This is a genomic window from Corynebacterium sp. UMB0012 (assembly GCF_030216265.1).
In the GTDB taxonomy this organism is placed as follows: domain Bacteria; phylum Actinomycetota; class Actinomycetes; order Mycobacteriales; family Mycobacteriaceae; genus Corynebacterium.
Map to the genome: position 1 here is coordinate 35,243 of NZ_JASOKQ010000003.1, position 25,417 is coordinate 60,659.

Below are 25,417 nucleotides of genomic sequence, written 5' to 3' on the forward strand. Positions count from 1 at the left end.
GGGTAAGCTGCCGCAGCACTTCAGGTGTGAGGTTTACTATATATAACGCACGCTGTGTAGCGGGTCACTTTTGGGAAATTGGTGAGGCTTGTGCCGGACCGGGGTTGCGTCGCCTGCGGGCAGCCTCCGGATCCGGAATCGGAATGGCATCCAGGAGCTTCTTGGTGTAGTCCGCTTGAGGGTTTTCAAAAATGTCATCGGTCGGACCGGACTCCACAAACTGACCCTTGTACATGACGGCCACCCTGTCTGAAAGGTGGCGCACCACGGACAGGTCATGGGCGACGAAAAGGTAGGATAGGCCCAGCTTTCGTTTGAGATCCTCGAGCAGGTTGATGACGCCGGCCTGGATGGAGACGTCGAGCGCGGAGACGGGCTCATCCAAGACCAAAACCGAAGGGTTCGTGGCCAGCGCGCGGGCGAGGCCGATGCGCTGGCGTTGGCCGCCGGAAAAGTGGCTGGGGAAGCGATCCAGCTGGGAGGAGTCCAAGCCGACAAGTCCCATGAGCTCGTTCACGCGGGCGTCCACGTCGCCGTCGTAGCCTAGGGAGTTGAGCGGTTCGGCGATGACCTCGCGCACGGTCAGGCGCGGGTTGAGGGAGCTCATCGGGTCTTGGAAGACAATTTGGATGTCCTTGCGGGCCTCGCGGCGCTCGGAGTTGCTCATCCCGGCCGCGTCCTTCCCGTTGAGCACGACTGCGCCGTTCTCGGGCTTTAAATCCATGATTTCTAGCAGGGTGGTGGTCTTACCGCAGCCAGACTCGCCTACGATGGCCATGCATTCGCCCTTGCGAATATCAAAGGTGAGGCCGTCCACTGCCTTGACCGTGCCCACGCGGCGCTTGACCAGCGCGCCCTTGGTAAGTGGGAATTCCTTGCGCAGGTCCGTGACCTCCAAGGTAGTGGGACGCTCGTCGCGGGGGATGCCGGCCATGACATCCTCCGCGAGCTGCGGTGGTGTGAACATGAGCTCGCCGCCGATTTTGCGGTCGTGGATGTCGGGCGCGCGCAGGCAGGCACTCTGGTGCGAGGGGGCGTCGTCAAGCGCGATAAGCGGCGGCTCGCCGTCGGAGCAGGCGGGCTGCGCCACAGGGCAGCGCGGGGCAAACTGGCAGCGCTGCTTGAGGTCCACCAGCACCGGCGGGCTGCCCACGATAGGTGTGAGCGGTTCTTCGGCCGATACATCTGGGCGCGGCGTAGAGCCGAGCAGGCCTACGGTATAGGGCATGCGGGGCTGGGAGAAGATGGTATCCACATCGCCGCGCTCCACGGGGCGGCCGGCGTACATGACCATGACATCATCGGCCGTTTCTGCCACCACACCCATGTCGTGGGTAATCATGATGGTGGCGGCGCCGGTTTCGCGCTGAGCGAGTTTAATGACGTCCAGAATCTGCGCCTGAATGGTTACATCCAGTGCGGTCGTGGGCTCATCGGCGATGAGCACGCGCGGATTATTGGCAATTGCGATGGCAATGACCACGCGCTGGCGCATGCCGCCCGAGAACTCGTGCGGGAAGGACTTCAGGCGCAGGTGCGGATCGGGGATGCCCACGAGGTCGAGCAACTCCGTGGCCTCTTTGAGGGCCTGCTTCTTGCCGACGTCCCTATGGGCCTGGATTGCCTCCACCAACTGCGATCCAATATCGAAGACCGGGGTGAGGGCGGAGAGCGGATCTTGGAAGATCATGCCAATGCCGTTGCCACGGATCTCGGACATTTGCTTATCGCTGAGGCCGAGTAGCTCGCGGCCGTCGAACTTTACGGACCCGGTGATCTTCGCGTAGTCCGGCAGGAGCCCCATGATGGACATGGAAGTCACGGATTTGCCGGAACCGGATTCACCCACGATACCGAGCGTGCGGCCAGGGTAGAGATCAAAATCCACGCCACGGACCGCGGAGACGGATCCGGCTTCGGACGGGAAGTTAACGCGCAGGTCTTTGACGGATAAGACGGGCGAGGTCATGCTTTACCTCCGGAATTCGAGTTGGGGTCGAGTGCATCGCGCAGGCCATCGCCAATGAAAGCCATGGACACGGTGAGCAAGGTCAGGGTTGCGGCAGGGAAGTAGAACAGCCATGGGGAGGATTGCACGGCGGCGGTGCCGCCCTGCAGGAGGGTGCCGAGGGAGACGTCGGGAAGCTTGACGCCCAACCCCAGGAAGGACAGGGCCGTCTCTGAGCCCACGGTGCCCACCACGCCGAAGACAAACTGGATGATGAGTAGCGAACCAATATTGGGAATGACGTGGCGCACGATGGTGCGCAGCTTGGACACGCCCATGTAGCTCGCCGCGCGGACGTAGTCTTGCTCGCGCACCGTAAGCGCTAGCGACCAAATCACGCGGGCCTGGTACATCCAGCCAAAGAGGATGAGTACGACGATGAGCAGCTTCCAGTCGCCGCCGGAATCCGCCACCACCAGTGCGATGAGCAGGAAGGTAGGGATGGACAGCAGGAAGTGAATGACCGCCAGCACCGCCTTTTCGGCGATGCCTCCCCACAAGGCTGCAGCGGATCCGATGAACGCGGAGATGACCAAGGTGGCCAGTGATACCACGATGGCGATGGTCAGTGACCTCCCCAAGCCGTGAATGGTCTGGGCATAGAGGTCATTGCCGGTGTCATTCGTGCCAAACCAGTGCTCGGGGCTCGGCGGCTCCGACAGTGCAAGGAAGTCCGGCTCGGTGTAGTCCCACTTGGCAAAGAAGCCGCCAAAAAGCGCCGCAAGGACCAAGAAAGCCAAGATGATAAGACCCAAGGTGGCCAGCTTATTGCGGAAGAAGCGGCGCAGGTACAGCTTGTAGCGCGAGGTGCCACGGGGCATCTGCTCCAGGGTGGCTACCTGCTCGGCCTCGGCGGGGGAGAAGGGGTCTCCCGAAGTGACCTCGCTGTGTGCGGTGATTTCCCCGCGCGGTTCCTGCTTGAAATAGTTGCGGTCTTTAGATGGGGTCATTTAACTCACCCTCACTCGTGGATCAAGCGCGACGACAACCAGGTCCGCCAATACCGCGGAGATGGCCGTCATGGCAGCGCCAAAGGCAGCGACAGCGGCTGCACCGTTGACGTCGTTCTTGCTAATGGTCTCGATGAAGTACTGGCCCATGCCGTTCCAGCCAAAGATGCGCTCGGTCATCACCGCACCGGTGAAGATGCCGGGGATGGAAAAGGCCACCGAGGTTGCCACGGGGATGATGGAGGTGCGCAGTGCGTGCTTGCGAATCGCCTGTTGGCGGGTCAAGCCCTTAGCGCGGGCGGTGCGCACATAGTCCGCATCCAAGTTATCCAGCAGCAAGGTGCGCTGGGTCATGTGATAGCTGGCGTAGCTAATGAAGACCAGTGAAATGGTGGGAAGAATCAAGTGCTGTGCGGAGTCCACCAGCTTGGGAAAGAAGCCTTCCACGTCTAGCGAATGAGAGCCGACGACATAGAAAATCTTCTTGCCGCTGAGCTCGTTAATCTTCAGCGCGCCCCACACCACGGCGATGGACGCCACGACCACGTGGGTATTCATCGCGATGATGGAAATGCCCTGCCAGATGCGGTCGCCGGTCTTGTACTGGCGCGAAGCGGTGTAAACGCCCACGGCCACGCCGATGAGAATGGACAAAATGGTGGAGAGTAAGAGCAGCTGCGCGGAAACCCAGATGCGGTAGCTAATTTCTGAATTCACCACCTCGCCCACCGGGGATTGGCCCCAGTCCCAAGAGGTGAGGATATTGGTCAGCCAGGTCCACCAGCGTTGCACAAGTGGGGTATCGGGGCTGAGGTTATAGGGCTCGAGGAGGCTATTGATTTCCTCCGGTGAAAGCGGTGGTCGGCGGCCGGTGTAGTTGGACCGTGGGTCCAGGAAGCTGGCCGCCAAGAGATAGGCGAGGTTGGTAGCCAAAAAGATCATGAGTAACCAGCCCAAGGTCTTTTTGATCAGATATTTAGTCATAGAGATTCTCCGTGCGCGGTTAAGCAGGAAACGGGGTGCAAAGGTGTATCCAACGAGCAAAACGTTGTATGTGACTAATCTAATAACCTGTTACGCGGAGCACAATCACATTAGCCCCGTGACATAAATCCCCAATAAAATGACAGGTATTACTGAACGCGGCTAAGGTGGGAAAACCTTCAATAAATACACCTTGAGCAGGAAATACGCGGCTCGAGATTGTTGAACACTTATAGTATTTATTTAATTGAATGAAATTACCTCGGGGGTGAAAATTCTCCTCTCGGCCCCGGCTGCCGGACCGGCGCCGGTGCTGGGTAATCTTGGCGGATATGGATGACCCCACCCGCATCGATCCCACGCTTGAGTCCCTCCGCCGCGCCTGGGAGGGTCAGCCCGACCTCAGCCTTCCCACTTTCTTTGCCATGCTGGCTAATCAAGGCATTGGATGGGGCACCACCGACGCCGAACTCGTTGCGGAATTGGAGCGCCAGGCGGGCGTGCACCCGCCCTTGCTTCCCTTGGAGGGCGGCCGCATTGTGGAAGGGGAATGGCTCGTGCTTGCCGACGTCCCCACCTACCGCATCACCGCCACCCCCACCCACATCATCGTGCGCCGCCCCGATACCCAGCCTGTGGTGTGGGCCTATGAGTCCATTCGCCCCACGGGCCCTGGCCGCCCATTTACCATCCGGGATACCGAGGGCTTTGAGCACCGCTTTGGCGTGGTCTCAAGTCTCATGCGGTTGAGTGCTGAGTGTCCAGACCTTAATGGCCTCAAGCGGCAGGATTTGGGTGATTTCGTGTTCATTCTTCGCTTCGCAGCGGCCATCGGTGTGCTTGATCATGGGCTGCACCTATTTGCTAAGGAAAACCGCCGCGTAACTCGCCAGGACTACTCGTGGCAGCGCATAGAAAAATGCCGCCCCGGTGAGGAACTGGAAATGATCCTCGGGGGCGGCGAGTCGGCCCGCCTTGGGACCGTTCAGGAAATCTTGGTGGCGGAGACTCCTAACCCGTTATTCGGATAGGTCCTTCATCGGACCTACCTTGGTGAACTGCAGCTTGTAAATGGTGTCCAAATCGGCGTCGGGAAACGCTGCCCGAAAATCGCGCTCATTGGTTTCAACGGCGCCAGTAAGGCGCTCCACCGGAGTGTCTGGATTTGCCGTCACTGTGTACTGCAGCGTGGGCCGCGCGCGATCATAAGCCACAAGGCGCTCTACGTGGTCTACGCCCTTGACTCCATCCAAATCCTGGGCCACGGCGCCGGCGATAGCGTTCATCGAGGTCGTGATAGAGCCCTTGTCATTGGAAGAAGCGGACTCCACATTGTTGAAACGGCGGTGGCGCAGGTTAGCCACCACAATCCACAGTCCCAGAATAAGTAGCAGTGCGGAGCCACCGGCCAGCGCCCACACCCACCAGTCATTGTCCGCCAAGCTCTTCCACGTATCGTGGTCCACCCACAGGGCTAAGTACTTGGCAAACTCCACGTTGAAGTGGATCAAGATGGGCCACACGCCCAAAGCAATGAGGATGATTCCCAGCAGGCCCAGCAGGATGCGGTCAAAGGTAGCAAGTTTTCTAGACATTGTTATCCAACTCCGGAATCTTCTCTACAGCCACGGTGACCTGCGGTGGATTCTTGAGGTGGGCCAGGCAGCGCGTTACTGCCGTCTCCACCCGGCCCTGCAGCTCCGCATCGTCCGTATCGCCATTGACGGTGACCTTGGCCGTCTTGCTATCCGCGGAGGTCTGCGCCGAGGCCACTCCCGGAACACGGCGAGCAGTGGCCGAAGAGAGGCGGGCGATATCCACCGGCCGCATCCACATGGAGGCGGTATCGGAGGCAAGTTGCATGTGCGTGGTGCGGCGCGTCTTCACTGCCGCGAAGAGGAAAATTAGGCCTACGACGATGGAGGCGACGCCGGCCCAGATCATCCAGGTCTGCAGCTCTTCAGTAGCAATGAGATTAAGCACCGGCTGTACCCAGGACTGCGCGTCAGAACCGGACCCCACCAGCCACGTCTCGCGCACACCGACGACGCCCGCGGCGAGCAGCAGGAGTCCAAGGATCACGGCCCAAGTACGCGCCGCCGGAGACGCCTTCGGCTGCTGCCCAAAGTGTTCAGGCATGTGCTGATCAGCCATTATTGCCTCCTTGTGGGCGGTACGGGTTAATGGAAATGGCGCGCAACGGCTCGGGTCGCGGCGCATCGACGTGCACCGGCCGAGGATTTGCCGGCGTGACCTCAATGCGTTTGAGCGGTTGTGGCCGCGGGGCCTTTACCGTGCGCGCAGGGGCAGACTTGGGGGCCTCGACGCGGTGCGGAGTCCATTCGTGGCGAATCTCGATCTCGCGCAGCGGCTGCGGCCGAGGGGCTGCTACCTGAACCTTCCGTGCCAGCGGACGAACCTGCCCACTAGGGAGCAACCTGGCTGGGCGAGGTGCAGTCACGCTGCGCACGCGAACCGGCTTGGGTTCCCTAATCGGCCGCATCGAGTGGTCGCTTGGGGACGAAATCTCACGCAGCTCGTGGTCTGGGAGGTCAGCAGAAATGTTGCGTACCTCGGCCTCGCGCGGGGTGTTCACGGACTGCACTGCGACGCCGGCGGCCGGCGCAGCGATGGTGCGCACCGGTGCCTCCTGCGGTGTGGCAATGCTGCGTACATTCACCGACTCCGCAGTGACCGGCTGCCATACCGGCGAGGGCGTGATGTGGGGCGCGACGGCAGCAGCGACTTGGCGCTGTTCCACCTCTGCGGCAGTTACTCGATTGCCCGGAACGGAACCGCCGACGGTGACGTTGACGCGCGTGGTGGAATAACCGGTGTGCGCCGCGATGGCTTCCGAGATGGCGGCACGAGTATGTTCCGCCACCGTGGTGACCGGCGAAGGCCACACCACGCCAATGGTGGCGTTGACGGCTGCTACCTCGCGCTCTGGGTCCATTTGGACCGAGACCCGTGGAAAACCGCGGCCGCCGATGCCCGCTAGCTTGGCCTCTATAGCCTTGGTGCCGGGCACGCTAGCAATCGCGGCGGTAACGATGTGTTCCATGGTCCGCAGCGAGATACGCGTGTGGCCCTGAGTGGAACTATCTGTCATTAACCTTGGCCTTTCTCCTTACCAATGAGGCCATTCCACACAGAAGTGAGATCAATACGGCCATCAAAGTGTGCACCCACAATGCCGCCGATTGCGGCAAGAAGTACCGCGAGCAAAGTAGGACCCCAGCCTAGGTACAAAAAGAAGGCAAGAATAAGGCCGGAAATGATGCCCAAAGTGGTGTAATTCTTCATATCTATTCCTTCGATGGAGCAGCGGATAAGCCATCTACGGCGTCAGAAAACTCAACGTCAATGCGCTGCAGTTCGGGACAAGCCCCACGGGCGGCGGACCGAATATCTTCTGCCAAGGCATAAAGGTCCGGCGCGGCGCTGATATCAACGCGAATATTGATCTGCAGGTGGCGATCATCGCGTGGGTCGGGCCGGCGCATGCCGACGATGCGCTCGCCCGGTAGGTACAAACTGACCGAACCGAACGAACCGCCGTCGAGCGCGGCGACGCCGCGCACCTTCTGGACTGCCTCCGCAATAGCGCGGGCGTGGCTTACCTCGAGCTCGAAACGTGCTCGGGGCTCAGGCATTGGGCTTAAGCCTGACCCTGGTTCAAAGCCGCCTGATCCTCAGGCTCGGCCTCTTCCTTCGGCAGCTTAACGTCGTGAACAACAACGTTGACGCGCTCGACGCTCAGGCCGGTCATGCGCTCAACGGCATTCATGATGTTGCGGCGGATGGCCTCGGCGAGCTCGTGGATGGCCACGCCGTACTCAGCGGTGATGGCAATCTCGATGCGAGCGCTCCCGTCTGCTACCTCTACGTCCACGCCCTGGCGGACGTCTTCAGAAGCACCGAAGGACTCGCGGATATTGCCGATCATGCGAGCGCCGCCGCCACCCAGGGAATCCACGCCGGAAACCTCGCGGGCAGCGATACCGGCAATCTTGGACACCACGACATCATCGATGGTGGTGGTGCCGTACTGGGTTTCCAGGTTGTTATTGACCTCGCGCTCCTCGGAGGCAGGAACCTGGTTGTCGGTGTTGTGTGCAGGAGTCTTGTTTTCAGACATGGACGAGTGTGCCTTTCTTTTTGGGTGATGTATGAACGCGATATTCAACTATCTAGGCAGGACAAAGAGTCCACAGCCAATGCCTCCGAGCATAGATACTTCGCAAGCGAGTGTGGGGTGCGAGGCAACAAAATTTTCCAAAACGTGATTTTTGGCACGGTTTAATGCGCGGCTTGAAAAACCGCAGCCCAACGTGCTTAAATACAAAGGTTGCTTTAACAGGGCAGTGAGAACCGGGATTCGGTAATGGCGGCGGACGTCGCCAAGCGTGAGTCTCGGGGAGACGCTGAGCTGGTAAAGCGAACATGACACCTTCGTTGTCGCCATGCTTCAGGAAAACCTGAAGCATTGACTGGAAGGTCATCCAATCGGGCTAGGTCCGCGTTAGAGCAGTGACACCCCGAGAAGATGGACCGGAGAAGGGGCATGGCAAATAAACAGCGGCAGTAGACGAATTGGACACTCACCACGTGTAATGCGTGAAAACCGTCCTCTTCACAATACTTTGACTACGGGTCTTGTACCCCGTCGAGAGCACTGCGTTCTGGCACTTGCCATGTACCGCAACTCTTGGTCGTCATGGCAGTCAGACCACTGGCGTTGTGTCAGGCCCCAAGCCCGGACAACGTTATAGAGAAATCGAGAAGCAATTTCCCACCGCTTCACGCCCCGGAAACGCCGGGAATGTGAAAGTGGGGAAGCGAGGAAGAGGATAAGCGTGGCGGGACAAAAAATCCGCATTCGGCTGAAGGCCTATGACCACGAGGCTATCGACGCTTCTGCAAAGAAGATCGTCGAGACCGTTACCCGTACCGGTGCTCGTGTAGTTGGCCCAGTGCCGCTCCCAACTGAGAAGAACGTATACGCAGTTATTCGTTCTCCGCACAAGTACAAGGACTCTCGCGAGCACTTCGAGATGCGCACTCACAAGCGCCTGATCGACATTCTCGACCCAACCCCGAAGACCGTTGATGCTCTTATGCGCATCGATCTTCCGGCAAGCGTCGACGTGAACATCCAGTAAGCGACTTTGGTGGAGAACAAATAATGAGTGAAAACGAGATCAAGGGCATTCTGGGCAAGAAGCTCGGCATGACCCAGGTCTTCGACGAGGACAACCGCGTTGTGCCGGTTACCGTCGTCGAGGCAGGGCCATGCGTTGTCACCCAGATTCGCACCCCCGAAACCGATGGCTACAGCGCCATCCAGATCGCCTTTGGCGAAATTGACCCACGCAAGGCAAACAAGCCGGTTGGTGGACACTTCAAGAAGGCTGGCGTAACCCCGCGCCGTCACGTTGCGGAAATCCGCATGGACGACACCTCTGCCTACGAGGTTGGCCAAGAGGTCAAGGTTGACATCTTCGAAGGCATCTCTTTCGTTGACGTCACCGGCAAGACCAAGGGCCACGGCTACGCCGGCGCCATGAAGCGCCACGGCTTCGCAGGCCAGGGCGCAGCTCACGGTAACCAGGCCGCTCACCGCCGCGTTGGCGGCATCGGCGGCGCTGCTACCCCGGGCCGCGTCTTCAAGGGCAAGCGCATGGCTGGCCGTATGGGCCACGACCGCGTGACCACCCAGAACCTGAAGATTCAGAAAATCGATGCCGAGTCCAACCTGCTGCTCATCAAGGGTGCTATCCCTGGTGCGCGCGGCGGCCTCGTCACCGTTAAGACCGCAGTGAAGGGCGGTGCACACGCATGAGCAACCTCAAGCTAGACGTCCACACTTCCGAGGGTAAGACCAACGGCTCTGTAGACCTGCCAGCTGAAATCTTTGACACCGAGGCATCCATTGCTTTGATGCACCAGGTTGTTAACGCTCAGCTTGCTGCTGCACGCCAGGGCACCCACGCAACCAAGACCCGCGGCGACGTCCGCGGTGGTGGTCGCAAGCCTTTCCGTCAGAAGGGCACCGGCCGTGCACGCCAGGGCTCCATCCGCGCACCGCACTACACCGGTGGCGGCACCGTCCATGGCCCACAGCCACGCGACTACGCACAGCGCACCCCTAAGAAGATGATCAAGGCTGCTCTCTTCGGTGCACTGTCCGACCGTGCTCGCAACGAGCGCATCCACGTCATCGAAGAGCTCGTACCGGGCCAGAAGCCGTCCACCAAGTCGGCCAAGGCCTTCCTCGAGTCCCTGACCGAGCGCAAGAACGTGCTGCTGGTCATCGGCCGCGAGGACATCAATGCTCGTCGTAGCGCTAATAACCTGCCTAACGTTCAGATCCTGGACGCTGGCCAGCTCAACACCTACGACGTTCTCTACTCCGATGACGTTGTGTTCTCCGTTGAGGCGCTACACACCTTCATCAACCGCGCAACCGGCGCGGATAAGGAGGAGAACTAATGGCTAAGATTTCTAACCCACGCGATATCATCATCGCCCCGGTTGTATCCGAGAAGTCCTACGGTCTGATGGAGCAGAACGTCTACACGTTCTACGTCTCCACGGACTCCAACAAGTCCCAGATTAAAGATGCCGTAGAGCAGATCTTTGACGTAAAGGTCGACTCCGTGAACACCGTGAACCGTGCAGGTAAGCGTAAGCGCACCCGCACCGGTTACGGCCAGCGTAAGTCCACCAAGCGTGCATACGTGACGCTCCGTGAAGGCAGCGACTCCATCGACGTCTTTGGCGCACAGGCCTAAGACGGAGACGAAGTAAGGAAGAATTATGGCTATTCGTAAGTACAAGCCGACAACTCCGGGTCGCCGCGCATCCTCCGTTTCTGAGTTTGACGAGATCACTCGTTCTACTCCGGAGAAGTCCCTGCTGCGCCCGCTGAGCAAGACTGGTGGCCGTAACAACTACGGCCGCATCACCACCCGCCACATCGGCGGTGGCCACAAGCGCCGTTACCGTCTCATCGACTTCCGTCGTAACGACAAGGACGGCATCCCGGCAAAGGTCGCTCACATCGAGTACGACCCGAACCGCACCGCAAACATTGCACTGCTTCACTACGTTGATGGCGAGAAGCGCTACATCATCGCTCCGAAGGGCCTGAAGCAGGGCACCATCGTCGAGTCCGGCCCGAACGCAGATATCAAGGTTGGCAACAACCTGCCGCTGCGTAACATCCCGACCGGTTCCATCATCCACGCTGTTGAGCTCAAGCCGGGCGCGGGCGCTAAGCTGGCTCGCTCCGCTGGTGCTTCCATCCAGCTGCTGGGTAAGGAAGGCAAGTACGCAGTTCTGCGTATGCCGTCTTCCGAAATCCGCCGTGTGGACATCCGCTGCCGCGCCACCGTTGGTGAGGTTGGCAATGCCGAGCAGATGAACATCCGCTGGGGCAAGGCCGGCCGTATGCGCTGGAAGGGCGTACGCCCGACCGTCCGCGGTGTCGTTATGAACCCGGTTGACCACCCACACGGTGGTGGTGAGGGTAAGACCTCGGGTGGTCGCCACCCTGTGTCCCCATGGGGCCACAAGGAGGGTCGCACCCGCAACCCGAACCGTTACTCCAACAACATGATCGTGCGCCGTCGTCGCCCGAACAAGAAGCGCTAAGAGGAGGTAAACAATGCCACGCAGCCTTAAGAAGGGCCCGTTCGTCGATGAGCACCTCCTCAACAAGGTGGATGCTCAGAACGATGCAGGCACCAAGCAGGTCATCAAGACCTGGTCTCGCCGCTCGACCATTCTCCCCGATTTCATCGGTCACACCTTCGCCGTCCATGACGGCCGCAAGCACGTGCCGGTTTTCATCGAGGATTCCATGGTCGGCCACAAGCTGGGCGAGTTTGCACCAACCAAGACCTTTAAGGGTCACGTCAAGGATGACAAGAAGGGACGTCGATAAGCGATGAGTGAGACCATCACCTCCGCATCCGCCACGGCCCGCTACGTCCGCGTCACCCCGATGAAGGCACGTCGCGTGCTCGATCTGGTCCGCGGCAAGTCCGTAAGCGAAGCCCTGGCTATCCTGAAGTACGCACCGCAGGGTGCTTCCAAGCCAGTTGCAAAGGTCGTTGCTTCTGCAGCCGCTAACGCTGAGAACAACTTCGGCCTCGACCCACGCACGCTGGTCATCTCCGAGGCTTATGCCAACGAGGGTCCGACCATGCGTCGTTTCCAGCCGCGTGCACAGGGTCGTGCATTCATGATTCGTAAGCGCACCAGCCACATCACCGTGGTTGTCGAAAGCCAGCAGGAAGGGGCCAAGTAATGGGCCAGAAGATCCATCCTCACGGCCTACGTTTGGGCATCACTTCCGACTGGAAGACCCACTGGTTCGCCGATAAGGACTACGCGAACTACGTAGCCGAAGACATCAAGATTCGTAACTACCTCAACAAGGGCCTCGAGCGCGCCGGCATCGCCGACGTCGTTATCGAGCGCACCCGCGACCGCGTCCGCGTGGACATTCACACCGCCCGCCCGGGCATCGTGATTGGCCGCCGCGGTGCTGAGGCTGACCGCATCCGCCGCGAGCTGGAAAAGCTCACCGGCAAGATGGTTGCTCTCAACATCCTCGAGGTCAAGCAGGTAGACGCAAACGCAACCCTGGTTGCTCACTCCATCGCGGAGCAGCTGGTTAACCGTGTCGCATTCCGTCGTGCAATGCGCAAGGCTATCCAGTCCGCTATGCGCCAGCCACAGGTTAAGGGCATCAAGATTCTGCTGTCCGGCCGCCTGGGCGGTGCAGAAATGTCCCGCGTTGAGCGCTACCACGAGGGTCGCGTTCCGCTGCACACTCTTCGCGCCGAAATCGACTACGGCACCGCAGAGGCCCACACCACCTTTGGCCGCATCGGCATCAAGGTGTGGATCTACAAGGGTGACGTCGTCGGTGGCGTACGCGAGTCCGAACTGAACGCTCCGGCACAGGGCCGTGGTCGTGACCGCAATGGTCGCTCCCGCCGCGGTGGCCAGCGCCGCCAGCGTGCACAGCAGAAGCAGGAGGGCTAATCCATGCTGATTCCTAAGCGTGTTAAGTACCGCCGTCAGCACCGCCCGAACCGTCGCGGCGTGTCCAAGGGCGGTAACCGCATCAACTTCGGCGATTACGCTATCCAGGCTCTCGAGCCGGCGTACATCACCAACCGTCAGATTGAGGCCGCACGTATTGCCATCAACCGCCACGTCAAGCGTGGTGGCAAGGTGTGGATCAACATCTTCCCGGACCGTCCGTTGACCCAGAAGCCGCTCGGCGTTCGTATGGGTTCCGGTAAGGGCCCGGTCGAGAAGTGGGTGGCTAATGTTAAGCCAGGCCGCGTACTTTTCGAGATGAGCTACCCAACCGAGGCCGTTGCTATTGAGGCTCTGCGCCGTGCAGGCCAGAAGCTTCCTTGCAAGGTCCGCATCATCAAGAAGGAGGACCAGTTCTAATGGCAACCGGTACCCCCGCCCACGAGTTCCGTGAGCTCGACAACGCTGAGCTGCAGTCCCGCCTGAAGGATGCGAAGGAAGAACTGTTCAACCTCCGTTTCCAGAAGGCCACCGGCCAGCTGACCAACAACCGCCGCATCGGCACGGTTAAGCGCGACATTGCCCGCATCTACACCGTTCTGCGCGAGCGCGAGCTGGGCCTGTCCGTTGCTCCGGGAGCTGAGGCTTAATCATGAGTGAGGCTAACGTGACTGATTCCAAGAAGGCACCTACTCCGAAGAAGGAGAAGGTCAAGGGCGCTCCTAAGGTTCGCACCGGCTATGTAGTATCCGACAAGATGACCAAGACCATCGTTGTCGAGCTGGAAGACCGCAAGCAGCACGCCCTGTACGGCAAGATCATGCGCTCTAACAAGAAGGTTAAGGTACATGATGAGGAAGAAACCGCAGGCATTGGCGATCTCGTACGGATCGCTGAGACCCGCCCGCTGTCCAAGGACAAGCACTTCCGTCTCGTTGAGATCATCGAGAAGGCTAAGTAAAAACTAGCCAGCGCAGCCCCTGCTCCGAACCTTAGGGTTCGGGGTGGGGGCCTTCGCCTTTTTAGGACTTCTTTACGGCCGGGCCCTGCCATAAAACCAGTAGGGAACCCACGTGACGTCGGTGGTGTCTAGGCCCCATTCATTCACCGCGAGGCCTCGCACGCTTTTTGCTAGCCTCCCCTCGCCGGAAGCCCATACGTACCCTGGCCTCGGCGCACCAGCATAGTCCGCTCTCAGGGCGGCAACGACAGCCTCCGCCTCCTCGTGCGGTTGGGTATGAATAATCTGCAGGCTGCGTACGCTCGCCTCCCATCTAGCTGCGAGGCCTGGTTCTACCTCGTCGTTGCTGGTAACCACGGCCATAACGTCGGTGGCCCGAAGCATTTCCGGGTTATGATCTTCTTGGTAGGCCAAAATGTGCCGCAGCGCGGGCAGGGCGGATGCGTCGGCGACTAGAAGTTGTGGCTTCTCGGTTGGCCGCCAGAGTTCGTTGCAGGTAAAGAATCCTGCCGTATCGCCGGCTTGTGCGCGGCGAATCCACCGCGAGCCAGGTCCTGAATCACCGTGTGTCACCACGTCGACATCGACTGTGGCCTCCTCCGAGTGGAGCGCGCGGATGGTGTACCAGCGCAGGTCCGGCCGCCTCTCCTCGTCGATCGCGCTCACAGCCGAGCGGAGGTTTATGCCGTCGACGGGGAAGGGGGTAAATTCTTGTTCAGCTCGGGGCATGACGAGTCCAAAGAATTCATCGGGACCGGAGAGAGTGTATGTCCGGAAAGCCTCGGCGTAGAACGTGAGCCGGTGCAAGCGCGGACTGATGCGTTTATTGGCGGTCAAAGTAACGGGGATGAGTTCGTGCGCAGACATTGGGGCCGATTGTAGAGAAGGGTTCATGTGTCTAAAAAATTACTATTTTAGTTTAGCCTTGCCTAATCGTGCCTATGCGTTATAAGGTAAGCAAGGCTATTTTCCTCCTTTATTGAAAGGCTTAACCTCATGAAGATTTTCGGCCGTCGCACCATGGGCGCAGTAGCAATGTTTTCCGCCGGAGCCTTAGCTTTAGGCGGTTGCTCGCGTGGTGAGGGCGATGAAACAGCTCAGGCGACCGACGCTGCCAGCGAGCAGCGCGTGGCTAGCCTGGGTCTAGGTGATGCCGACACGCTGCTTGCCTTGGGGATCACTCCCGTAACGGTGGCGCCGTGGGGGGCTGAGGGCGATGGCGACCCTTCTGGCGTCGGCCCCTGGGCAGAGGAACTTTTGGGCGAGGCAAAGCCTGAGGTGATTTATAATACCGCAACCGGATTTACCGCCGATACCTTTGAGCAGGTCACCGCGGCTGACCCCACCCAGATCATTGCGGTGAACCAGGCGGTGGATGCACGAACGAAGGGAGCCCTGGAAGAAATCGCGCCTACCACCGTTAAGCCGAACGGCTATGAAGACTGGCAGGTGCCCTGGGAAAAGCAGGTAGAAACCATCGCGGATGCGGTGGGTAAAAAAGACGAAGGCGATAAGCTTATCGATGACACCGAAAAGGCCTTCGAGGAATTCCGCCACGAGCACGCGGAATTGCAGGATAAGTCTGCGGCCATCGTCATGCCTTATGACGGCAAAATTGGCCTATACACCGAGGAGGATGGGCGTGGACAATTTATCGAGAACCTTGGCATGGAGATCCCCGATGCATTGCAGGGCGATGGAGGCAGCTTCTTCGTCGACATTGCCCCAGAAAACTACGCGAAGCTTAACCAGGTTGATTACCTCTTTGTCCTGGACTACAACGGCTCCTCCGATGTCTTGAAGAAGGATAAGACCTTCCAAGGCCTCGACATTGTCAAGGATGGTCGCGTGCGCTACTTGGATACCGATACCGGCAATGCCATGAGTATGCCCAACCCGGTGACCATCCCCTGGGCAGTAGATAAATTTGAAGAGAAACTGTAATTGTCAGCAACCACGATGGACGGCCAACAAATCCAGTCGGATTCCGCAGCAGATAGTCCTACGACCACCGGCACCCCCGCAACGGTAGTGGCGCAGGCACAGAGTCATAAGATGCTCCTTGTCGCCTTCATCCTCGCCAGCCTGGTGTTGGCGGTGGTGTCTTTGGCGGTGGGCTCCCGCTCGATTCTGCCCGAGGAGGTTATCGCTGCCCTGCACGGGGCAGGGGAGCAGGATATCCGCGATATCGTGTGGAACCTGCGCATGCCGCGCACCTTCTTGGCTTATTTCGCCGGCGCGGCCCTTGCTGTGGCAGGTGTGCTGGCGCAATCGTGGACCAGAAACCCGCTAGCGGATCCAGGATTTATTGGTGTTACCGCGGGCGCGTCCTTCTTCGTTGCCTTAGGCACGGCCATTGGCATTGCTACCTCCACCAGTATGCGGACCGCCCTCGCGCTCGCTGGCGCGGGTATTACTACGCTGCTGGTCTTAGCCGTATCGCGGCGGTTTGAGGATCCCCTGACGCTCATTCTGGTGGGCGCCGGCGTCTCCGCAGCTTTGGGATCGGGCGCGATGATCATCGGTCTATATTCCACGGACGTCCTCGATAGCATGCGGCGGTGGACTATCGGCTCGACCTTCGGCCGCGGCCCAGAAGATGTCGCGATCGCGGGCATAGGGCTAGTTATTGGCGTAGCGTGTGCGGCGATGGTGGCTAGACCCCTCGACCTTCTGGCAATGGGGGAGGAGTCCTCCCTCGCCTTAGGTGGGTCCCCCACTACCGCGCGGGTAGGCGCGGCGCTCAGCGTCGTGGTGTTGGCTGGCAGCGCAACGGCAGCAACGGGTCCCATTGCCTTCGTCGGTTTTGCCATTCCCCACATCGTGCGGAGGGTGGTGGGCCCTAGCGTTGCCACCTTGCTTTTGCCCTCTGCGCTCTTGGGCGGTTGTGCCGTACTTGGCGCCGATATCACCGGCCGCCTCATTGCGGGTAACTCGGAGCTGGAGATGTCGATCGTCCTCGCGATAGTGGGCGCACCTTTCCTCATTTGGGGTGCTCACCGCGGCGTGGGCAGAGCATGGGGGCAGTAAAGCATGACCGCAATCAGCACTATTTTAAAAGCTCAACAACGCCGCCGGCACGTGCGCGTGCTCGCTTCCACGCTGGCATTCATCCTCATCGCTCTTGGCGCGTACCTAGTGTTACTGGGGCAAGGTCCCATGGCATTGAGTCCGCGGCAGGTTATCGATGTCCTCACCGGAGGCGGCAGCAAGAACCACATCAGGGTGGTGTGGGACTTGCGCCTGCCGGTTGCCATCGCCACCGTTATCGTGGGTGCCGCCCTCGGCTTGGCCGGTTCTTGGACGCAAACCATGGCTCGTAACCCGCTGGCCTCCCCGGATATTTTAGGCGTTACCGGCGGGGCGTCGGTGCTGGTGGTCTTGGGCACCGTGCATTCGCGCCCCAGTTTCGCCGAGGGTATCCCGGAGTTTTGGTGGCGGGCATGCTTGGCGATGATCGGCGCCCTCCTCGTTGTCATCCTCCTCGCTGTTCTGGGTGGCATCGGTACGAGCAACCGCATCGTCATCATCGGTATTGCGTTATCGCTGATGTTTAACGCCCTCGTCGCGTATTTAATGCGCAGCGCCCAGATCCTGCGCGCTGCGGAGGCGCAGACTTGGCTCGCAGGATCGACTGGATTTGTGCACATGGAGGTCATCCTCCCCCTCCTGGTGGCATTAGCGCCGTTTCTCGCCATCGGCATCTGGTGCGCGCGGGAGCTGCCGCTGCTTGCCCATGATGATTCCTCCGCAACCACCCTGGGCGTGAACATCGCCCGCCAGCGCGCCCTCCTGCTTATTGCGGCAACCGGTATCAGCGCCGTGGTGGTCTCGGTGGTGGGGCCCATTGGGTTTATCGCGCTGTTGGCGCCGCACCTGGCGCGGATGGTGGCGCGCACCCCCACGCCATCGCCGCTGGCATCGGCAGCCGCGGGTGCCGCATTACTGACCGTGTGTGCTGTGATCGCTGGCGCTATCCCGGTAAATGCACCGGTGGGTGCGGTTTCCTCGGTCATTGGTGGCTGCGCCTTGGTGATATTGGTGTGGAATGCGGCCGGGCGCAGCTAAACGTTGTGCCGCGGCACAGCAGGGGAACGGATAAGCACGGTGCCAGATGGTGCTAGACAGTCAGACGTGGATGAAGGAAAAGAAATGAAGGATAATCGGCCTAATCAGCCTAAACAGACCACGAGCCCGAAGCCTCGGTGCAGCCTCCACGCCACCGGCATTCATGCGGGATATAAGGATGGCGAGGATATCCTTGCCGGCGTTGATCTGCACGCCCGCGCCGGCGAAGTTACCACGCTCATTGGGCCGAATGGCTGCGGCAAGTCCACGCTGCTGAAAACTCTCTCGAAAATCCTGGCCCCGCGGCAGGGCAGCGTCATGGTCGGGGAAGTTGACCTACACGCCATGTCCGCGAAGGATGCCGCGCAGCAGGTGGCGCTGCTGCCACAGCACCCCGTGGCCCCCGATGAGCTGCGGGTGGGTGAGTTGGTCGCGCGCGGGCGTCATCCCTATCAGGGGAGGATGCGCGGCCTTTCCGCGACGGACCGGGAGATCATTGCGCAGGCCTGCGAGGCTACCGACATTGTGGACTTCCTCGATCGTGATATCGCTTCGCTATCGGGTGGGCAGCGCCAACGCGTCTGGCTGGCGTTGGCACTGGCACAAGATACGCCTGTGCTGCTTCTCGACGAACCCACGACCTTTCTCGACCCCGCCCATGCCATGCGCATGTTGGAGTTGACACGCGCACAGGCGCAGGCGGGAAAAACAGTGGTTGTAGTCCTGCACGACCTCATGCTGGCGGGCCACTATTCTGATTCCATGGTGGTGATGAAATCCGGCGATATCATCGCTCGTGGGGCACCGAAACAAGCGCTGTCGCCGAAGGTATTGGCGCAGGCCTATGGCATCGAGGCTGAGGCCTGGGAGGATCCGCTTGGCGATGCCCCCATTATCGTTCCCCGCCGCGTCGTAGCGGCGCATTAGTGAAGACCTGACAATGGTGGCTGTGTGCCAGAGGCTTTACTTGACCTTTCGTTGTACATCTAGAAAGGAAATTGCCACTACAAAAAGATTGAGCACGCTTCCCGCGCCGAGCAAAAAGGTGCCGATTCGATAGGAGCCTGTGCCTACGGCGGCCATATTGCCGTAGATATAGACCCAGATGCCCCAGCCGATGAGCAGAACGAGGCCGGCAAGACCAGAGAGCAGGCGGAGGCTACGAGGGGAGGTAGGGGCGAAGAATTTATAGGCGGCGTCGACAAGCGCGCAGGCAGCAATGCCCAAGCTCAAGCCGCCAGTGAGCCAGACCGGCAGCAGAGCGGAGGTGCCAAAGACCACCGGCAAAATGAACGCGAGAAACGCCAGGACAAAGAGCGCGGCGTGCAGCCACAGAGTGCGCTTGGTGTAGGTCATAGCGAAGCCTCTACTTCCTCGCGGCGCGGGGGATTGGCGCCCTTGCGGGAGACGGTGATGCCGGCGGCAGCCACGGCGAAGGACAAGATGTCTTTCCACTGCGCCGGATCCAGGGCAACAAGGGCGGCGGCGTCGAGCCCGCGTTCATCAATCTGGGTCAGCAGGGCGGCCATGATGGTGTCGCCGGCACCGATGGTATCGGAGACGGTTACTTGCGCGGCCGGCACCGAAAGGGTGGTATCGCCCGCGCGCACGCTAAGCCCCTCCCCGCCGCGGGTAACTATTACAACGGGTACCTGGGAGATGAGGTCGTCGCCCAGGAACTCGACCTCTTCATCAGAAAGCTTCAACAAAGTCACGTAGGGGAGAAGCTCCGTTAAGAACTCGCGGTGCTCCGCAGTGGCATAGAAGGGTCGGATATTCGGGTCGAGGGCGACCAGGGTTCCCTGCGCGGCAAAGTCCTTCAGAAGTTGCGCATAGCGGGAGGCCCCCGGCTCAAGGGCGAGGGAGACCGTGCCGAAGCAGGCGATATCGGCCGGGACCAGCTGTGGCTCGACCAGGCGGTCGGCCGTGCCCTCGATATAGAAGTTATAGGAGGCCGAGCCATCCTCGTGGATGGTCGTCACGGCAAGCGTGGTGGGTTCATCGCCGCGCTGCAGGTGCGTGGTGGTGACACCCTCGGCCTCGAGGCGGCCGACAAGTTCTTGTCCAAAACCATCGGTGGAGATACGGGACTGGAATTCCACATCGGCGCCCAGTCGTGCCGCCGCGATGGCCACGTTAAATGGTCCGCCGCCCAGCGCCGGGGTGTGGTCGTTCAAGCTGCCAGGGGCCACGGGGACTAGGTCCACCAGGCCTTCGCCGCACACATGAATAGTCATATTTTCATAGTATCGGTGATATGAACTACCGTCCCAATTTTCACCTGGCCCCGCCGCAAGGCCGCCTCAATGATCCCAATGGCGTCTTTGTGGATGGCGATACCCTCCACGTGTACTACCAGCACGACCCGGCCTTTCCCCGCAAGCCCAAGCGCACGGGCTGGGGGCATGCGACGGCGAGCGTATCGGCTCCCACGCCGTGGCAGCATCACCCGGATGCTTTGTATCCAGATCTGCCTTATGACAAGGACGGCTGCTACTCGGGCGGCGCGGTGGTGGATGGAACCGACGTCTGGCTGTTCTATACGGGCAACCTGAAGGAGGACGGCCGCCGCATTCCGTCCCAGAACCGCGTGCGGGCCATCGATCCTTCGGGCCCGGAGGGTGGCATCTACCTCCGCGACGAGAATAATCCCCTGATTCCGGACTCCCCGGAGGGATTTACGGGCCACTTCCGCGACCCGCAGATTACCCGCGACGGGGACGGCTGGCGGATGGTCATCGGCGCCCAAACCGAAGATGAGCGTGGCACCATTGTTATGTACCGCTCCCAGGACTTAGCGCAGTGGGAATTTCAGGGCGAGATTGCCTTCGATGACCCTTCCCAACTGCCGGGCGGATATATGTGGGAGTGTCCTAATCTCCTCACGGTAGGGGACAAGCAGGTGCTCATCTTCTGCCCCCAGGCAAAAACGAATCGCTGCGGATATATCGTGGGCACGCTGGATGGCTTAGACTTCCATATCGAGCGCGGCTTTACCCTCTTGGACCATGGCACCCAGTTCTATGCGCCGCAGGCCACTGAGGATGGCATCCTGCTGGGGTGGATGGGCAAGCCCGCACAAGATGACACCCCGACGCAAGGCTGGGTGCACACCTTGACCCTGCCGCGCCGCATCTGGCTGGAGGATAACTACCTGCATCAGGAGCCGCTGTGGTCCGCGTTGCCGGAGACTCACGGGCGCGAAGGTTTTGGCTCCACCATCGATATCAAGGGCGAGGGTTCCTTTGCTCTTATCGACGCCGCCGGGGACGAAGCCTTCCGCGTCACCCAACGCGACGGGACCATTGCCTTTAACGGCGGCGATCCCATCGGTTGCCCGGATGGTGAAATGCGCCTGATTGCCGATGGCTGCGCCGTTGAGGTCTACGCCGGAGGCGGTCGCATCGCCGCCTCTTTCGCAGTTTTCGGCGAGTCCCCCTGGCAGGGATGGGAGCCGCGCGGCTAGGTGTACCCGGAATCGGTGAAGTTGCCAACACTCCGCCCGAATGTGTGGACTTAGGTCCGAATCCCAGCTGTAATGGAAATAAGCAGTCACGTCCGGTATTTGGATGTGATCCGTTACACTGAAGGGCTCTTCTATGGACCACAAGGAGGTAGCCGCCCGCACACTCAAGGCGCTGGGCGGCGAAGACAACATCATCGCACTCGCACACTGTGCCACGCGCCTGCGCATGGTGCTGCAGGACTCGGACAAGGTGGATACCGCCGCGCTGGATAATGACCCGGACCTCAAGGGCACCTTTGAGGCCGGCGGCATGTTCCAGGTCATCGTCGGTCCTGGTGACGTCAATATCGTCTTCCAGGAAATGACCAAGCTCATTTCCAAGGACGTGGCTGTATCCACTGACCGTCTGAAAGACATCGCTGCCGAATCCGGCAATTGGTTTAGCCGTGCGGTCAAGGTGCTGGCGGATATCTTCGTGCCGCTCATCCCCATCTTGCTTGGTGGCGGTCTGCTCATGGCACTCAACAACGTCTTGACCGCCGAGGGTCTATTCGGCGATCAATCCGTCATCGAGATGTTCCCCGCCTGGGAAGGCTTCGCCGGTCTGGTTAATCTGCTTGCTTCTGCGCCCTTTGCCTTCCTGCCCATCCTCGTCGGCTTTACCGCGACGAAACGCTTTGGCGGCAATGAATTCCTCGGCGCCGGCATGGCCATGGCGATGGTCATGCCCGATTTGGTCAGCGGCTACAACGTAGCTGAGGCCATCGATAACGGTGAGATGTCCTACTGGAATATCTTTGGCTTCGACGTCGCCCAGGCCGGATACCAAGGCTCCATCCTTCCCATCCTGGTGATTTCGTGGATCCTCGCCACCTTGGAGAAATTCCTGCACAAGCACCTCAAGGGCACGGTGGACTTCATGCTTACCCCGCTGCTCACGCTGCTTATTACCGGCTTTGTTACTTTTATGGGCCTGGGGCCCATCCTGCGCACGGCCGGCGAGTGGCTTGGCATGGGCTTGGCCAACCTCTATGACTTTGCCGGTCCTGTCGCCGGTTTCCTCTTCGGCCTCGCTTACTCGCCGATCGTGATTACCGGTCTGCACCAATCCTTCCCGCCGATTGAGACGATGTTGTGGAATGAGGGCGGCTCCTTTATTTTCCCCATCGCCTCCATGGCCAATATCGCCCAGGGGGGTGTCGCGCTCGCCGTGTACTTCCTGGCCCGCTCCGAAAAGCTCAAGGGCTTGGCCGGTGCCTCCGGCATTTCTGCCCTGTTCGGTATTACTGAGCCCGCTATCTTCGGCGTAAACCTTCGCCTGCGCTGGCCGTTCTATATCGGCATGGCCGCTTCCGCTGTTTCTTCGGCCTTCATCGCCATCTTTGGCGTGCTTGCCGATGCCCTCGGTGCCGCCGGCTTCATCGGCTTCGTCTCCGTCCCCCGCTTCGTTCCGACCTTCCTCCTGTGTGGTGTCATCTCTTTCGTGATTGCCTTTGTGGGCGCCTACCTCTACGGCCGCGTGCTCATCCGCAAGAATGGCTCCATTGATCCGGATGAGGTGAATCCTCCGGCAGCCGAGGCTCAAGCCGCCGCTGCCACCCCAGCTGCGGTAGCAGCCGAGGATGCCTGCACCATCTTCTCCCCATTGGAGGGCACCGCCGTGCCACTGTCTCAGGTCAGCGATCCTATGTTTGCCGGCGGCAAGCTGGGCCAAGGCGTGGCAATCGAGCCGACCGTGGGGAAACTGGTTGCGCCTGCCGACGGCAAAGTCACCGTCACCTTCCCCTCCCACCACGCCTACGCCATCCGCACCAAGGACCCGGCAGTGGGCAATATCGATATCCTCATGCATATTGGCTTCGATACGGTAAACCTCAAAGGCGAGCACTTCACCTCCCACGTAAACAAGGGCGATGAGGTCAAGCGGGGCGATGTCCTCGCCGAATTCGACATCGAGGCCATTAAGGCCGCCGGCCTTCCTGTGACCACCCCGGTGGTTGTCTCCAATTCAAAGAAGACCGGCCCGGTGATCCCTACCGAGGCCTTCCGCCCCGGCGAGCTCATTGGCTCCGGCACCGATATCTTCACCGTGGACCCCAAGCCCGCCGCAGTACCTGCACAGACAGCCTCGCCGGCTTCCGAAGCCGCGTCCTAGTATGCATCTCTGAAAGCAAACGGTGGGCTCTCGAGCCCATCATCTTAGGGCCATCCCATTAGGTCCATAGTGATCAGGCCGATCTGAGGAAAACCACTCCTCAGATCGGCCTTTCCCGCCTCAATTCAGCCTGATCAGATCGGCCTTTACTCGGATGGGCCCTTGATTCTGCGTGACCGAAGTTTTAGTCAGGCATACAAAAAGCTGTGCCGGCCGGACCGAAGTCCGACCGGCACAGCCAGTCTCAGTTTCAGCCCCTACTCAGTAGGGGAGTTCTTTCTTAAGCGAAGAACTTGCGGCGTGCAGCGAAGGCGCCAGCAGCAACCATTGCAGCTACGGCCAGAGCAGCCAGAGCCTGTGCAACGGAGTTGGAGCCGGTCTCAGCGGCCATGCCGCGAACGGAAGCGGTGCCCTCGCCAGCAGCCGGTGCAGCCGGTGCGCCAGCCTGAGCAGCGTCGCCCTCGGCCAGCTTGCCGCCCTGAGCAAGAACCTCATCCTTGTTGGCGTTCAGCATCTGCTCGGAAGCAGCCTTCTCCTCAGCGGTTGGCTCCTGGCCCTTGCGTGCCTCGTCCTTGACGTAGGTCTTGCCGTCCTGGGACAGGTACCAAGTGATGCCACCGATAACCAGCGCTGCCGGAAGTGCCAACCAAGCCAGCTTCTTCTTGTCGAACTCTGGCTTCTCCGGAGCCTCAGACGGGAATGCCTTTGCATAAGCTTCGCGCATCTCGTCGGTGATCTCTTCGTTCACCTTAGCCGGGTCGTTTACGTAGACGGCCGGATCCTTCAGGCTCTGGTACCACTCGTTGCCCTCAGCGTCCTTCTTGGTGGCCGGAGCCGGGACACCTTCGTTGCCTTCGTCACCTTCGGCGTCGGTAACCTGCTCACCTGCGGGAGCTTCTTCGGGCTGGTCCGCGGTAAGTTCCTCGGCCTGCTTGTCGCGGGCGGCCAATGCCTGTTCCTTGGACAGCTCAACCGGAGCGCCGAACTCCGGACGGGACTTGTAGGTGTCACCGTCCTTGAAGTATTCAACGCCGTCCAGAGTCACGGACTCTGGATCCGGGATGCCTTCAGCATTGCTGTCACCGTTTGGCATTTCAGCAACTGGCTTATCTTCAATCTTGTCTTCCTGAGCCTGGGCAACAGCTGCGCCGCCGAAGGCGAGAGCGCCGGTCAGTGCTGCAGCGGTCAGAGTCTGTGGCAAACGCTTCATGTGGTTCTCCTTAAGGGAATGTGTTGTCACGCGCATCCGGTGGAGGTACGCGCCAAAAGATATGAGTCGTTCTCGACGCCAATCACAATAGTCACAAGGTTCACAGTTGTCACGCGAAAAACGGCAGTTAACTGTAATTTTCATGCGTTACGACTGTGGAAAACCTAGAAAAATAGAACAGCTGTGTGGCTAAAATTGCACTAAGGGTCGGTGTGATGTTGTATGTAAGTGCAGATAGTACGGTCAACTTTGTCATGTATGCGTGTCGCTGCATTCGAAATTAGGGGCCAAGGGGTAAGTGGGGGTGTTCGCGAAAATAAATTGGGAAGAGAGGGGTGTCGGCAAGCGCCAAGCGGTGTTTTGGTATGGGCGCTGACGTGTGGTTGAATGTATAGGTTGCAAAAGCTGGTCGGCCCGTAGCGGTGCGTTTCCGAACCGCCGGTCCGAGACCCTTCGGCACAGTCCGTTGTAAAGGCTTGAGCATCGTAAGTTTGTAGACCGCGTGTGGCAAGGACGGAAATCTTACCGCACATCAATCCAGGTCAGGAGACCCAT

At 60.1% G+C, this 25,417-nt stretch carries 31 protein-coding genes; 18 read left to right on the forward strand and 13 right to left on the reverse strand.

Features of this window, described 5'->3' with window-relative positions:
• Window positions 1-64: 64 nt before the first annotated feature.
• Genes QP324_RS02205 through QP324_RS02215 form a run of 3 tightly spaced genes read right to left on the reverse strand, consistent with a single transcriptional unit; the run spans window position 65 to window position 3,942 of the window.
• Complete coding sequence (locus QP324_RS02205; protein ID WP_284814256.1) at window positions 65-1,969, reverse strand: ABC transporter ATP-binding protein; 1,905 nt, start codon at window positions 1,967-1,969, stop codon at window positions 65-67.
• Entirely contained in the window at window positions 1,966-2,958 is a 993-nt protein-coding gene (locus QP324_RS02210) for an ABC transporter permease (RefSeq protein ID WP_005322860.1), read from the reverse strand. The genes QP324_RS02205 and QP324_RS02210 overlap by 4 nt, the downstream gene beginning before the upstream one ends.
• Window positions 2,959-3,942 (reverse strand): ABC transporter permease, encoded by a 984-nt coding sequence (locus QP324_RS02215; RefSeq protein WP_239278131.1) that lies wholly within the window; start codon window positions 3,940-3,942, stop codon window positions 2,959-2,961.
• A 332-nt stretch (window positions 3,943-4,274) separates the two neighbouring features.
• Here QP324_RS02215 and QP324_RS02220 point away from each other — a divergent pair, with 332 nt between their 5' ends.
• Window positions 4,275-4,973: a hypothetical protein gene (locus QP324_RS02220; protein ID WP_239278130.1), complete on the forward strand. Its 699-nt coding sequence runs from the start codon at window positions 4,275-4,277 to the stop codon at window positions 4,971-4,973.
• Here the strand turns inward: QP324_RS02220 and amaP are convergent.
• The 6 genes from amaP to QP324_RS02250 are packed head-to-tail and all read right to left on the reverse strand — an operon-like array spanning window position 4,962 to window position 8,083.
• On the reverse strand, window positions 4,962-5,537 hold the full coding sequence (amaP, locus tag QP324_RS02225; RefSeq protein WP_239278129.1) for an alkaline shock response membrane anchor protein AmaP: 576 nt from the start codon (window positions 5,535-5,537) through the stop codon (window positions 4,962-4,964). The genes QP324_RS02220 and amaP overlap by 12 nt on opposite strands.
• Window positions 5,530-6,096, reverse strand: coding sequence for a DUF6286 domain-containing protein (locus tag QP324_RS02230; protein ID WP_005327992.1), 567 nt, complete (start codon window positions 6,094-6,096; stop codon window positions 5,530-5,532). Before QP324_RS02230 ends, amaP begins: the two co-directional genes overlap by 8 nt.
• A complete protein-coding gene (locus QP324_RS02235; RefSeq protein ID WP_225745981.1) occupies window positions 6,089-7,054 on the reverse strand; it encodes a lysophospholipase in 966 nt (321 codons plus the stop codon). Before QP324_RS02235 ends, QP324_RS02230 begins: the two co-directional genes overlap by 8 nt.
• Window positions 7,054-7,248, reverse strand: a complete 195-nt coding sequence (locus QP324_RS02240) for a hypothetical protein (RefSeq protein ID WP_005322852.1) — start codon at window positions 7,246-7,248, stop codon at window positions 7,054-7,056. Before QP324_RS02240 ends, QP324_RS02235 begins: the two co-directional genes overlap by 1 nt.
• A gap of 2 nt (window positions 7,249-7,250) precedes the next feature.
• A complete protein-coding gene (locus tag QP324_RS02245) occupies window positions 7,251-7,598 on the reverse strand; it encodes a hypothetical protein (RefSeq protein WP_049378862.1) in 348 nt (115 codons plus the stop codon).
• 5 nt (window positions 7,599-7,603) lie between these two features.
• A complete protein-coding gene (locus tag QP324_RS02250) occupies window positions 7,604-8,083 on the reverse strand; it encodes an Asp23/Gls24 family envelope stress response protein (RefSeq protein WP_284814261.1) in 480 nt (159 codons plus the stop codon).
• 718 nt (window positions 8,084-8,801) lie between these two features.
• On the opposite strand from QP324_RS02250, the gene rpsJ reads away from it, so the two are divergent.
• From rpsJ to rpsQ, 11 genes are read left to right on the forward strand one after another with little or no spacing between them, the layout of a single operon-like run.
• On the forward strand, window positions 8,802-9,107 hold the full coding sequence (rpsJ, locus tag QP324_RS02255) for a 30S ribosomal protein S10 (RefSeq protein WP_003848085.1): 306 nt from the start codon (window positions 8,802-8,804) through the stop codon (window positions 9,105-9,107).
• A 23-nt stretch (window positions 9,108-9,130) separates the two neighbouring features.
• Entirely contained in the window at window positions 9,131-9,787 is a 657-nt protein-coding gene (gene rplC / locus QP324_RS02260; RefSeq protein ID WP_238800390.1) for a 50S ribosomal protein L3, read from the forward strand.
• Window positions 9,784-10,437, forward strand: coding sequence for a 50S ribosomal protein L4 (gene rplD / locus QP324_RS02265; protein ID WP_005322847.1), 654 nt, complete (start codon window positions 9,784-9,786; stop codon window positions 10,435-10,437). Before rplC ends, rplD begins: the two co-directional genes overlap by 4 nt.
• A complete protein-coding gene (gene rplW, locus QP324_RS02270) occupies window positions 10,437-10,739 on the forward strand; it encodes a 50S ribosomal protein L23 (RefSeq protein ID WP_005322846.1) in 303 nt (100 codons plus the stop codon). Before rplD ends, rplW begins: the two co-directional genes overlap by 1 nt.
• Before the next feature lie 25 nt (window positions 10,740-10,764).
• Complete coding sequence (gene rplB / locus QP324_RS02275) at window positions 10,765-11,601, forward strand: 50S ribosomal protein L2 (RefSeq protein ID WP_204610252.1); 837 nt, start codon at window positions 10,765-10,767, stop codon at window positions 11,599-11,601.
• Between the two features lie 13 nt (window positions 11,602-11,614).
• Complete coding sequence (rpsS, locus tag QP324_RS02280) at window positions 11,615-11,893, forward strand: 30S ribosomal protein S19 (protein ID WP_005276936.1); 279 nt, start codon at window positions 11,615-11,617, stop codon at window positions 11,891-11,893.
• 3 nt (window positions 11,894-11,896) lie between these two features.
• A complete protein-coding gene (gene rplV / locus QP324_RS02285) occupies window positions 11,897-12,259 on the forward strand; it encodes a 50S ribosomal protein L22 (RefSeq protein ID WP_005276938.1) in 363 nt (120 codons plus the stop codon).
• Complete coding sequence (gene rpsC / locus QP324_RS02290; RefSeq protein WP_023027807.1) at window positions 12,259-13,002, forward strand: 30S ribosomal protein S3; 744 nt, start codon at window positions 12,259-12,261, stop codon at window positions 13,000-13,002. The genes rplV and rpsC overlap by 1 nt, the downstream gene beginning before the upstream one ends.
• Window positions 13,003-13,005: 3 nt before the next feature.
• The gene (gene rplP / locus QP324_RS02295) at window positions 13,006-13,422 is read left to right on the forward strand and encodes a 50S ribosomal protein L16 (RefSeq protein ID WP_005322843.1); all 417 of its coding nucleotides are present in this window, start codon (window positions 13,006-13,008) and stop codon (window positions 13,420-13,422) included.
• Window positions 13,422-13,652 (forward strand): 50S ribosomal protein L29, encoded by a 231-nt coding sequence (gene rpmC, locus QP324_RS02300; RefSeq protein ID WP_005322842.1) that lies wholly within the window; start codon window positions 13,422-13,424, stop codon window positions 13,650-13,652. The genes rplP and rpmC overlap by 1 nt, the downstream gene beginning before the upstream one ends.
• 2 nt (window positions 13,653-13,654) lie before the next feature.
• Window positions 13,655-13,963, forward strand: coding sequence for a 30S ribosomal protein S17 (gene rpsQ, locus QP324_RS02305; protein ID WP_049378865.1), 309 nt, complete (start codon window positions 13,655-13,657; stop codon window positions 13,961-13,963).
• A gap of 72 nt (window positions 13,964-14,035) precedes the next feature.
• On the opposite strand, the gene QP324_RS02310 is transcribed toward rpsQ, so the two are convergent.
• Window positions 14,036-14,830 (reverse strand): siderophore-interacting protein, encoded by a 795-nt coding sequence (locus tag QP324_RS02310; protein ID WP_284814263.1) that lies wholly within the window; start codon window positions 14,828-14,830, stop codon window positions 14,036-14,038.
• A gap of 129 nt (window positions 14,831-14,959) precedes the next feature.
• On the opposite strand from QP324_RS02310, the gene QP324_RS02315 reads away from it, so the two are divergent.
• From QP324_RS02315 to QP324_RS02330, 4 genes are all read left to right on the forward strand, one after another.
• On the forward strand, window positions 14,960-15,907 hold the full coding sequence (locus QP324_RS02315; RefSeq protein WP_239278122.1) for an ABC transporter substrate-binding protein: 948 nt from the start codon (window positions 14,960-14,962) through the stop codon (window positions 15,905-15,907).
• Entirely contained in the window at window positions 15,908-16,993 is a 1,086-nt protein-coding gene (locus QP324_RS02320; protein ID WP_284814265.1) for an iron ABC transporter permease, read from the forward strand. It begins immediately after the preceding gene.
• A gap of 3 nt (window positions 16,994-16,996) precedes the next feature.
• Entirely contained in the window at window positions 16,997-18,031 is a 1,035-nt protein-coding gene (locus tag QP324_RS02325) for an iron chelate uptake ABC transporter family permease subunit (RefSeq protein ID WP_239278120.1), read from the forward strand.
• A gap of 84 nt (window positions 18,032-18,115) precedes the next feature.
• Complete coding sequence (locus tag QP324_RS02330) at window positions 18,116-18,958, forward strand: ABC transporter ATP-binding protein (RefSeq protein WP_239278174.1); 843 nt, start codon at window positions 18,116-18,118, stop codon at window positions 18,956-18,958.
• Window positions 18,959-18,994: 36 nt separating this feature from the next.
• On the opposite strand, the gene QP324_RS02335 is transcribed toward QP324_RS02330, so the two are convergent.
• Both QP324_RS02335 and QP324_RS02340 read right to left on the reverse strand, forming a co-directional pair.
• Window positions 18,995-19,387, reverse strand: coding sequence for a multidrug transporter (locus QP324_RS02335; protein WP_239278119.1), 393 nt, complete (start codon window positions 19,385-19,387; stop codon window positions 18,995-18,997).
• Entirely contained in the window at window positions 19,384-20,268 is an 885-nt protein-coding gene (locus QP324_RS02340) for a carbohydrate kinase (protein ID WP_239278118.1), read from the reverse strand. Before QP324_RS02340 ends, QP324_RS02335 begins: the two co-directional genes overlap by 4 nt.
• Window positions 20,269-20,288: 20 nt before the next feature.
• Between QP324_RS02340 and QP324_RS02345 the strand changes: the two genes are divergently transcribed.
• Entirely contained in the window at window positions 20,289-21,497 is a 1,209-nt protein-coding gene (locus tag QP324_RS02345) for a glycoside hydrolase family 32 protein (protein WP_284814268.1), read from the forward strand.
• Window positions 21,498-21,630: 133 nt separating this feature from the next.
• Window positions 21,631-23,652, forward strand: a complete 2,022-nt coding sequence (locus tag QP324_RS02350; RefSeq protein ID WP_284814270.1) for a sucrose-specific PTS transporter subunit IIBC — start codon at window positions 21,631-21,633, stop codon at window positions 23,650-23,652.
• Window positions 23,653-23,932: 280 nt separating this feature from the next.
• On the opposite strand, the gene QP324_RS02355 is transcribed toward QP324_RS02350, so the two are convergent.
• The gene (locus tag QP324_RS02355) at window positions 23,933-24,862 is read right to left on the reverse strand and encodes a hypothetical protein (RefSeq protein ID WP_239278115.1); all 930 of its coding nucleotides are present in this window, start codon (window positions 24,860-24,862) and stop codon (window positions 23,933-23,935) included.
• Between the last annotated feature and the right edge of the window lie 555 nt (window positions 24,863-25,417).

Excerpts from the sequence above, each read along its gene's own strand:
- QP324_RS02240 (WP_005322852.1), bottom strand. The coding sequence starts at position 7,248 with ATGAAGAATTACACCACTTTGGGCATCATTTCCGGCCTTATTCTTGCC.
- QP324_RS02315 (WP_239278122.1), top strand. The coding sequence starts at position 14,960 with ATGAAGATTTTCGGCCGTCGCACCATGGGCGCAGTAGCAATGTTTTCC.
- rplW (WP_005322846.1), top strand. The coding sequence starts at position 10,437 with ATGGCTAAGATTTCTAACCCACGCGATATCATCATCGCCCCGGTTGTA.
- rplC (WP_238800390.1), top strand. The coding sequence starts at position 9,131 with ATGAGTGAAAACGAGATCAAGGGCATTCTGGGCAAGAAGCTCGGCATG.
- QP324_RS02215 (WP_239278131.1), bottom strand. The coding sequence starts at position 3,942 with ATGACTAAATATCTGATCAAAAAGACCTTGGGCTGGTTACTCATGATC.
- QP324_RS02310 (WP_284814263.1), bottom strand. The coding sequence starts at position 14,830 with ATGTCTGCGCACGAACTCATCCCCGTTACTTTGACCGCCAATAAACGC.
- QP324_RS02250 (WP_284814261.1), bottom strand. The coding sequence starts at position 8,083 with ATGTCTGAAAACAAGACTCCTGCACACAACACCGACAACCAGGTTCCT.
- QP324_RS02235 (WP_225745981.1), bottom strand. The coding sequence starts at position 7,054 with ATGACAGATAGTTCCACTCAGGGCCACACGCGTATCTCGCTGCGGACC.
- QP324_RS02350 (WP_284814270.1), top strand. The coding sequence starts at position 21,631 with ATGGACCACAAGGAGGTAGCCGCCCGCACACTCAAGGCGCTGGGCGGC.
- QP324_RS02245 (WP_049378862.1), bottom strand. The coding sequence starts at position 7,598 with ATGCCTGAGCCCCGAGCACGTTTCGAGCTCGAGGTAAGCCACGCCCGC.
- QP324_RS02345 (WP_284814268.1), top strand. The coding sequence starts at position 20,289 with ATGAACTACCGTCCCAATTTTCACCTGGCCCCGCCGCAAGGCCGCCTC.
- rpmC (WP_005322842.1), top strand. The coding sequence starts at position 13,422 with ATGGCAACCGGTACCCCCGCCCACGAGTTCCGTGAGCTCGACAACGCT.
- rpsQ (WP_049378865.1), top strand. The coding sequence starts at position 13,655 with ATGAGTGAGGCTAACGTGACTGATTCCAAGAAGGCACCTACTCCGAAG.
- QP324_RS02335 (WP_239278119.1), bottom strand. The coding sequence starts at position 19,387 with ATGACCTACACCAAGCGCACTCTGTGGCTGCACGCCGCGCTCTTTGTC.
- QP324_RS02340 (WP_239278118.1), bottom strand. The coding sequence starts at position 20,268 with ATGACTATTCATGTGTGCGGCGAAGGCCTGGTGGACCTAGTCCCCGTG.
- rplB (WP_204610252.1), top strand. The coding sequence starts at position 10,765 with ATGGCTATTCGTAAGTACAAGCCGACAACTCCGGGTCGCCGCGCATCC.
- QP324_RS02325 (WP_239278120.1), top strand. The coding sequence starts at position 16,997 with ATGACCGCAATCAGCACTATTTTAAAAGCTCAACAACGCCGCCGGCAC.
- QP324_RS02210 (WP_005322860.1), bottom strand. The coding sequence starts at position 2,958 with ATGACCCCATCTAAAGACCGCAACTATTTCAAGCAGGAACCGCGCGGG.
- QP324_RS02330 (WP_239278174.1), top strand. The coding sequence starts at position 18,116 with ATGAAGGATAATCGGCCTAATCAGCCTAAACAGACCACGAGCCCGAAG.
- amaP (WP_239278129.1), bottom strand. The coding sequence starts at position 5,537 with ATGTCTAGAAAACTTGCTACCTTTGACCGCATCCTGCTGGGCCTGCTG.
- QP324_RS02220 (WP_239278130.1), top strand. The coding sequence starts at position 4,275 with ATGGATGACCCCACCCGCATCGATCCCACGCTTGAGTCCCTCCGCCGC.
- rpsC (WP_023027807.1), top strand. The coding sequence starts at position 12,259 with ATGGGCCAGAAGATCCATCCTCACGGCCTACGTTTGGGCATCACTTCC.
- rpsS (WP_005276936.1), top strand. The coding sequence starts at position 11,615 with ATGCCACGCAGCCTTAAGAAGGGCCCGTTCGTCGATGAGCACCTCCTC.
- rplP (WP_005322843.1), top strand. The coding sequence starts at position 13,006 with ATGCTGATTCCTAAGCGTGTTAAGTACCGCCGTCAGCACCGCCCGAAC.
- rplD (WP_005322847.1), top strand. The coding sequence starts at position 9,784 with ATGAGCAACCTCAAGCTAGACGTCCACACTTCCGAGGGTAAGACCAAC.
- QP324_RS02205 (WP_284814256.1), bottom strand. The coding sequence starts at position 1,969 with ATGACCTCGCCCGTCTTATCCGTCAAAGACCTGCGCGTTAACTTCCCG.
- QP324_RS02355 (WP_239278115.1), bottom strand. The coding sequence starts at position 24,862 with ATGAAGCGTTTGCCACAGACTCTGACCGCTGCAGCACTGACCGGCGCT.
- rplV (WP_005276938.1), top strand. The coding sequence starts at position 11,897 with ATGAGTGAGACCATCACCTCCGCATCCGCCACGGCCCGCTACGTCCGC.
- QP324_RS02230 (WP_005327992.1), bottom strand. The coding sequence starts at position 6,096 with ATGGCTGATCAGCACATGCCTGAACACTTTGGGCAGCAGCCGAAGGCG.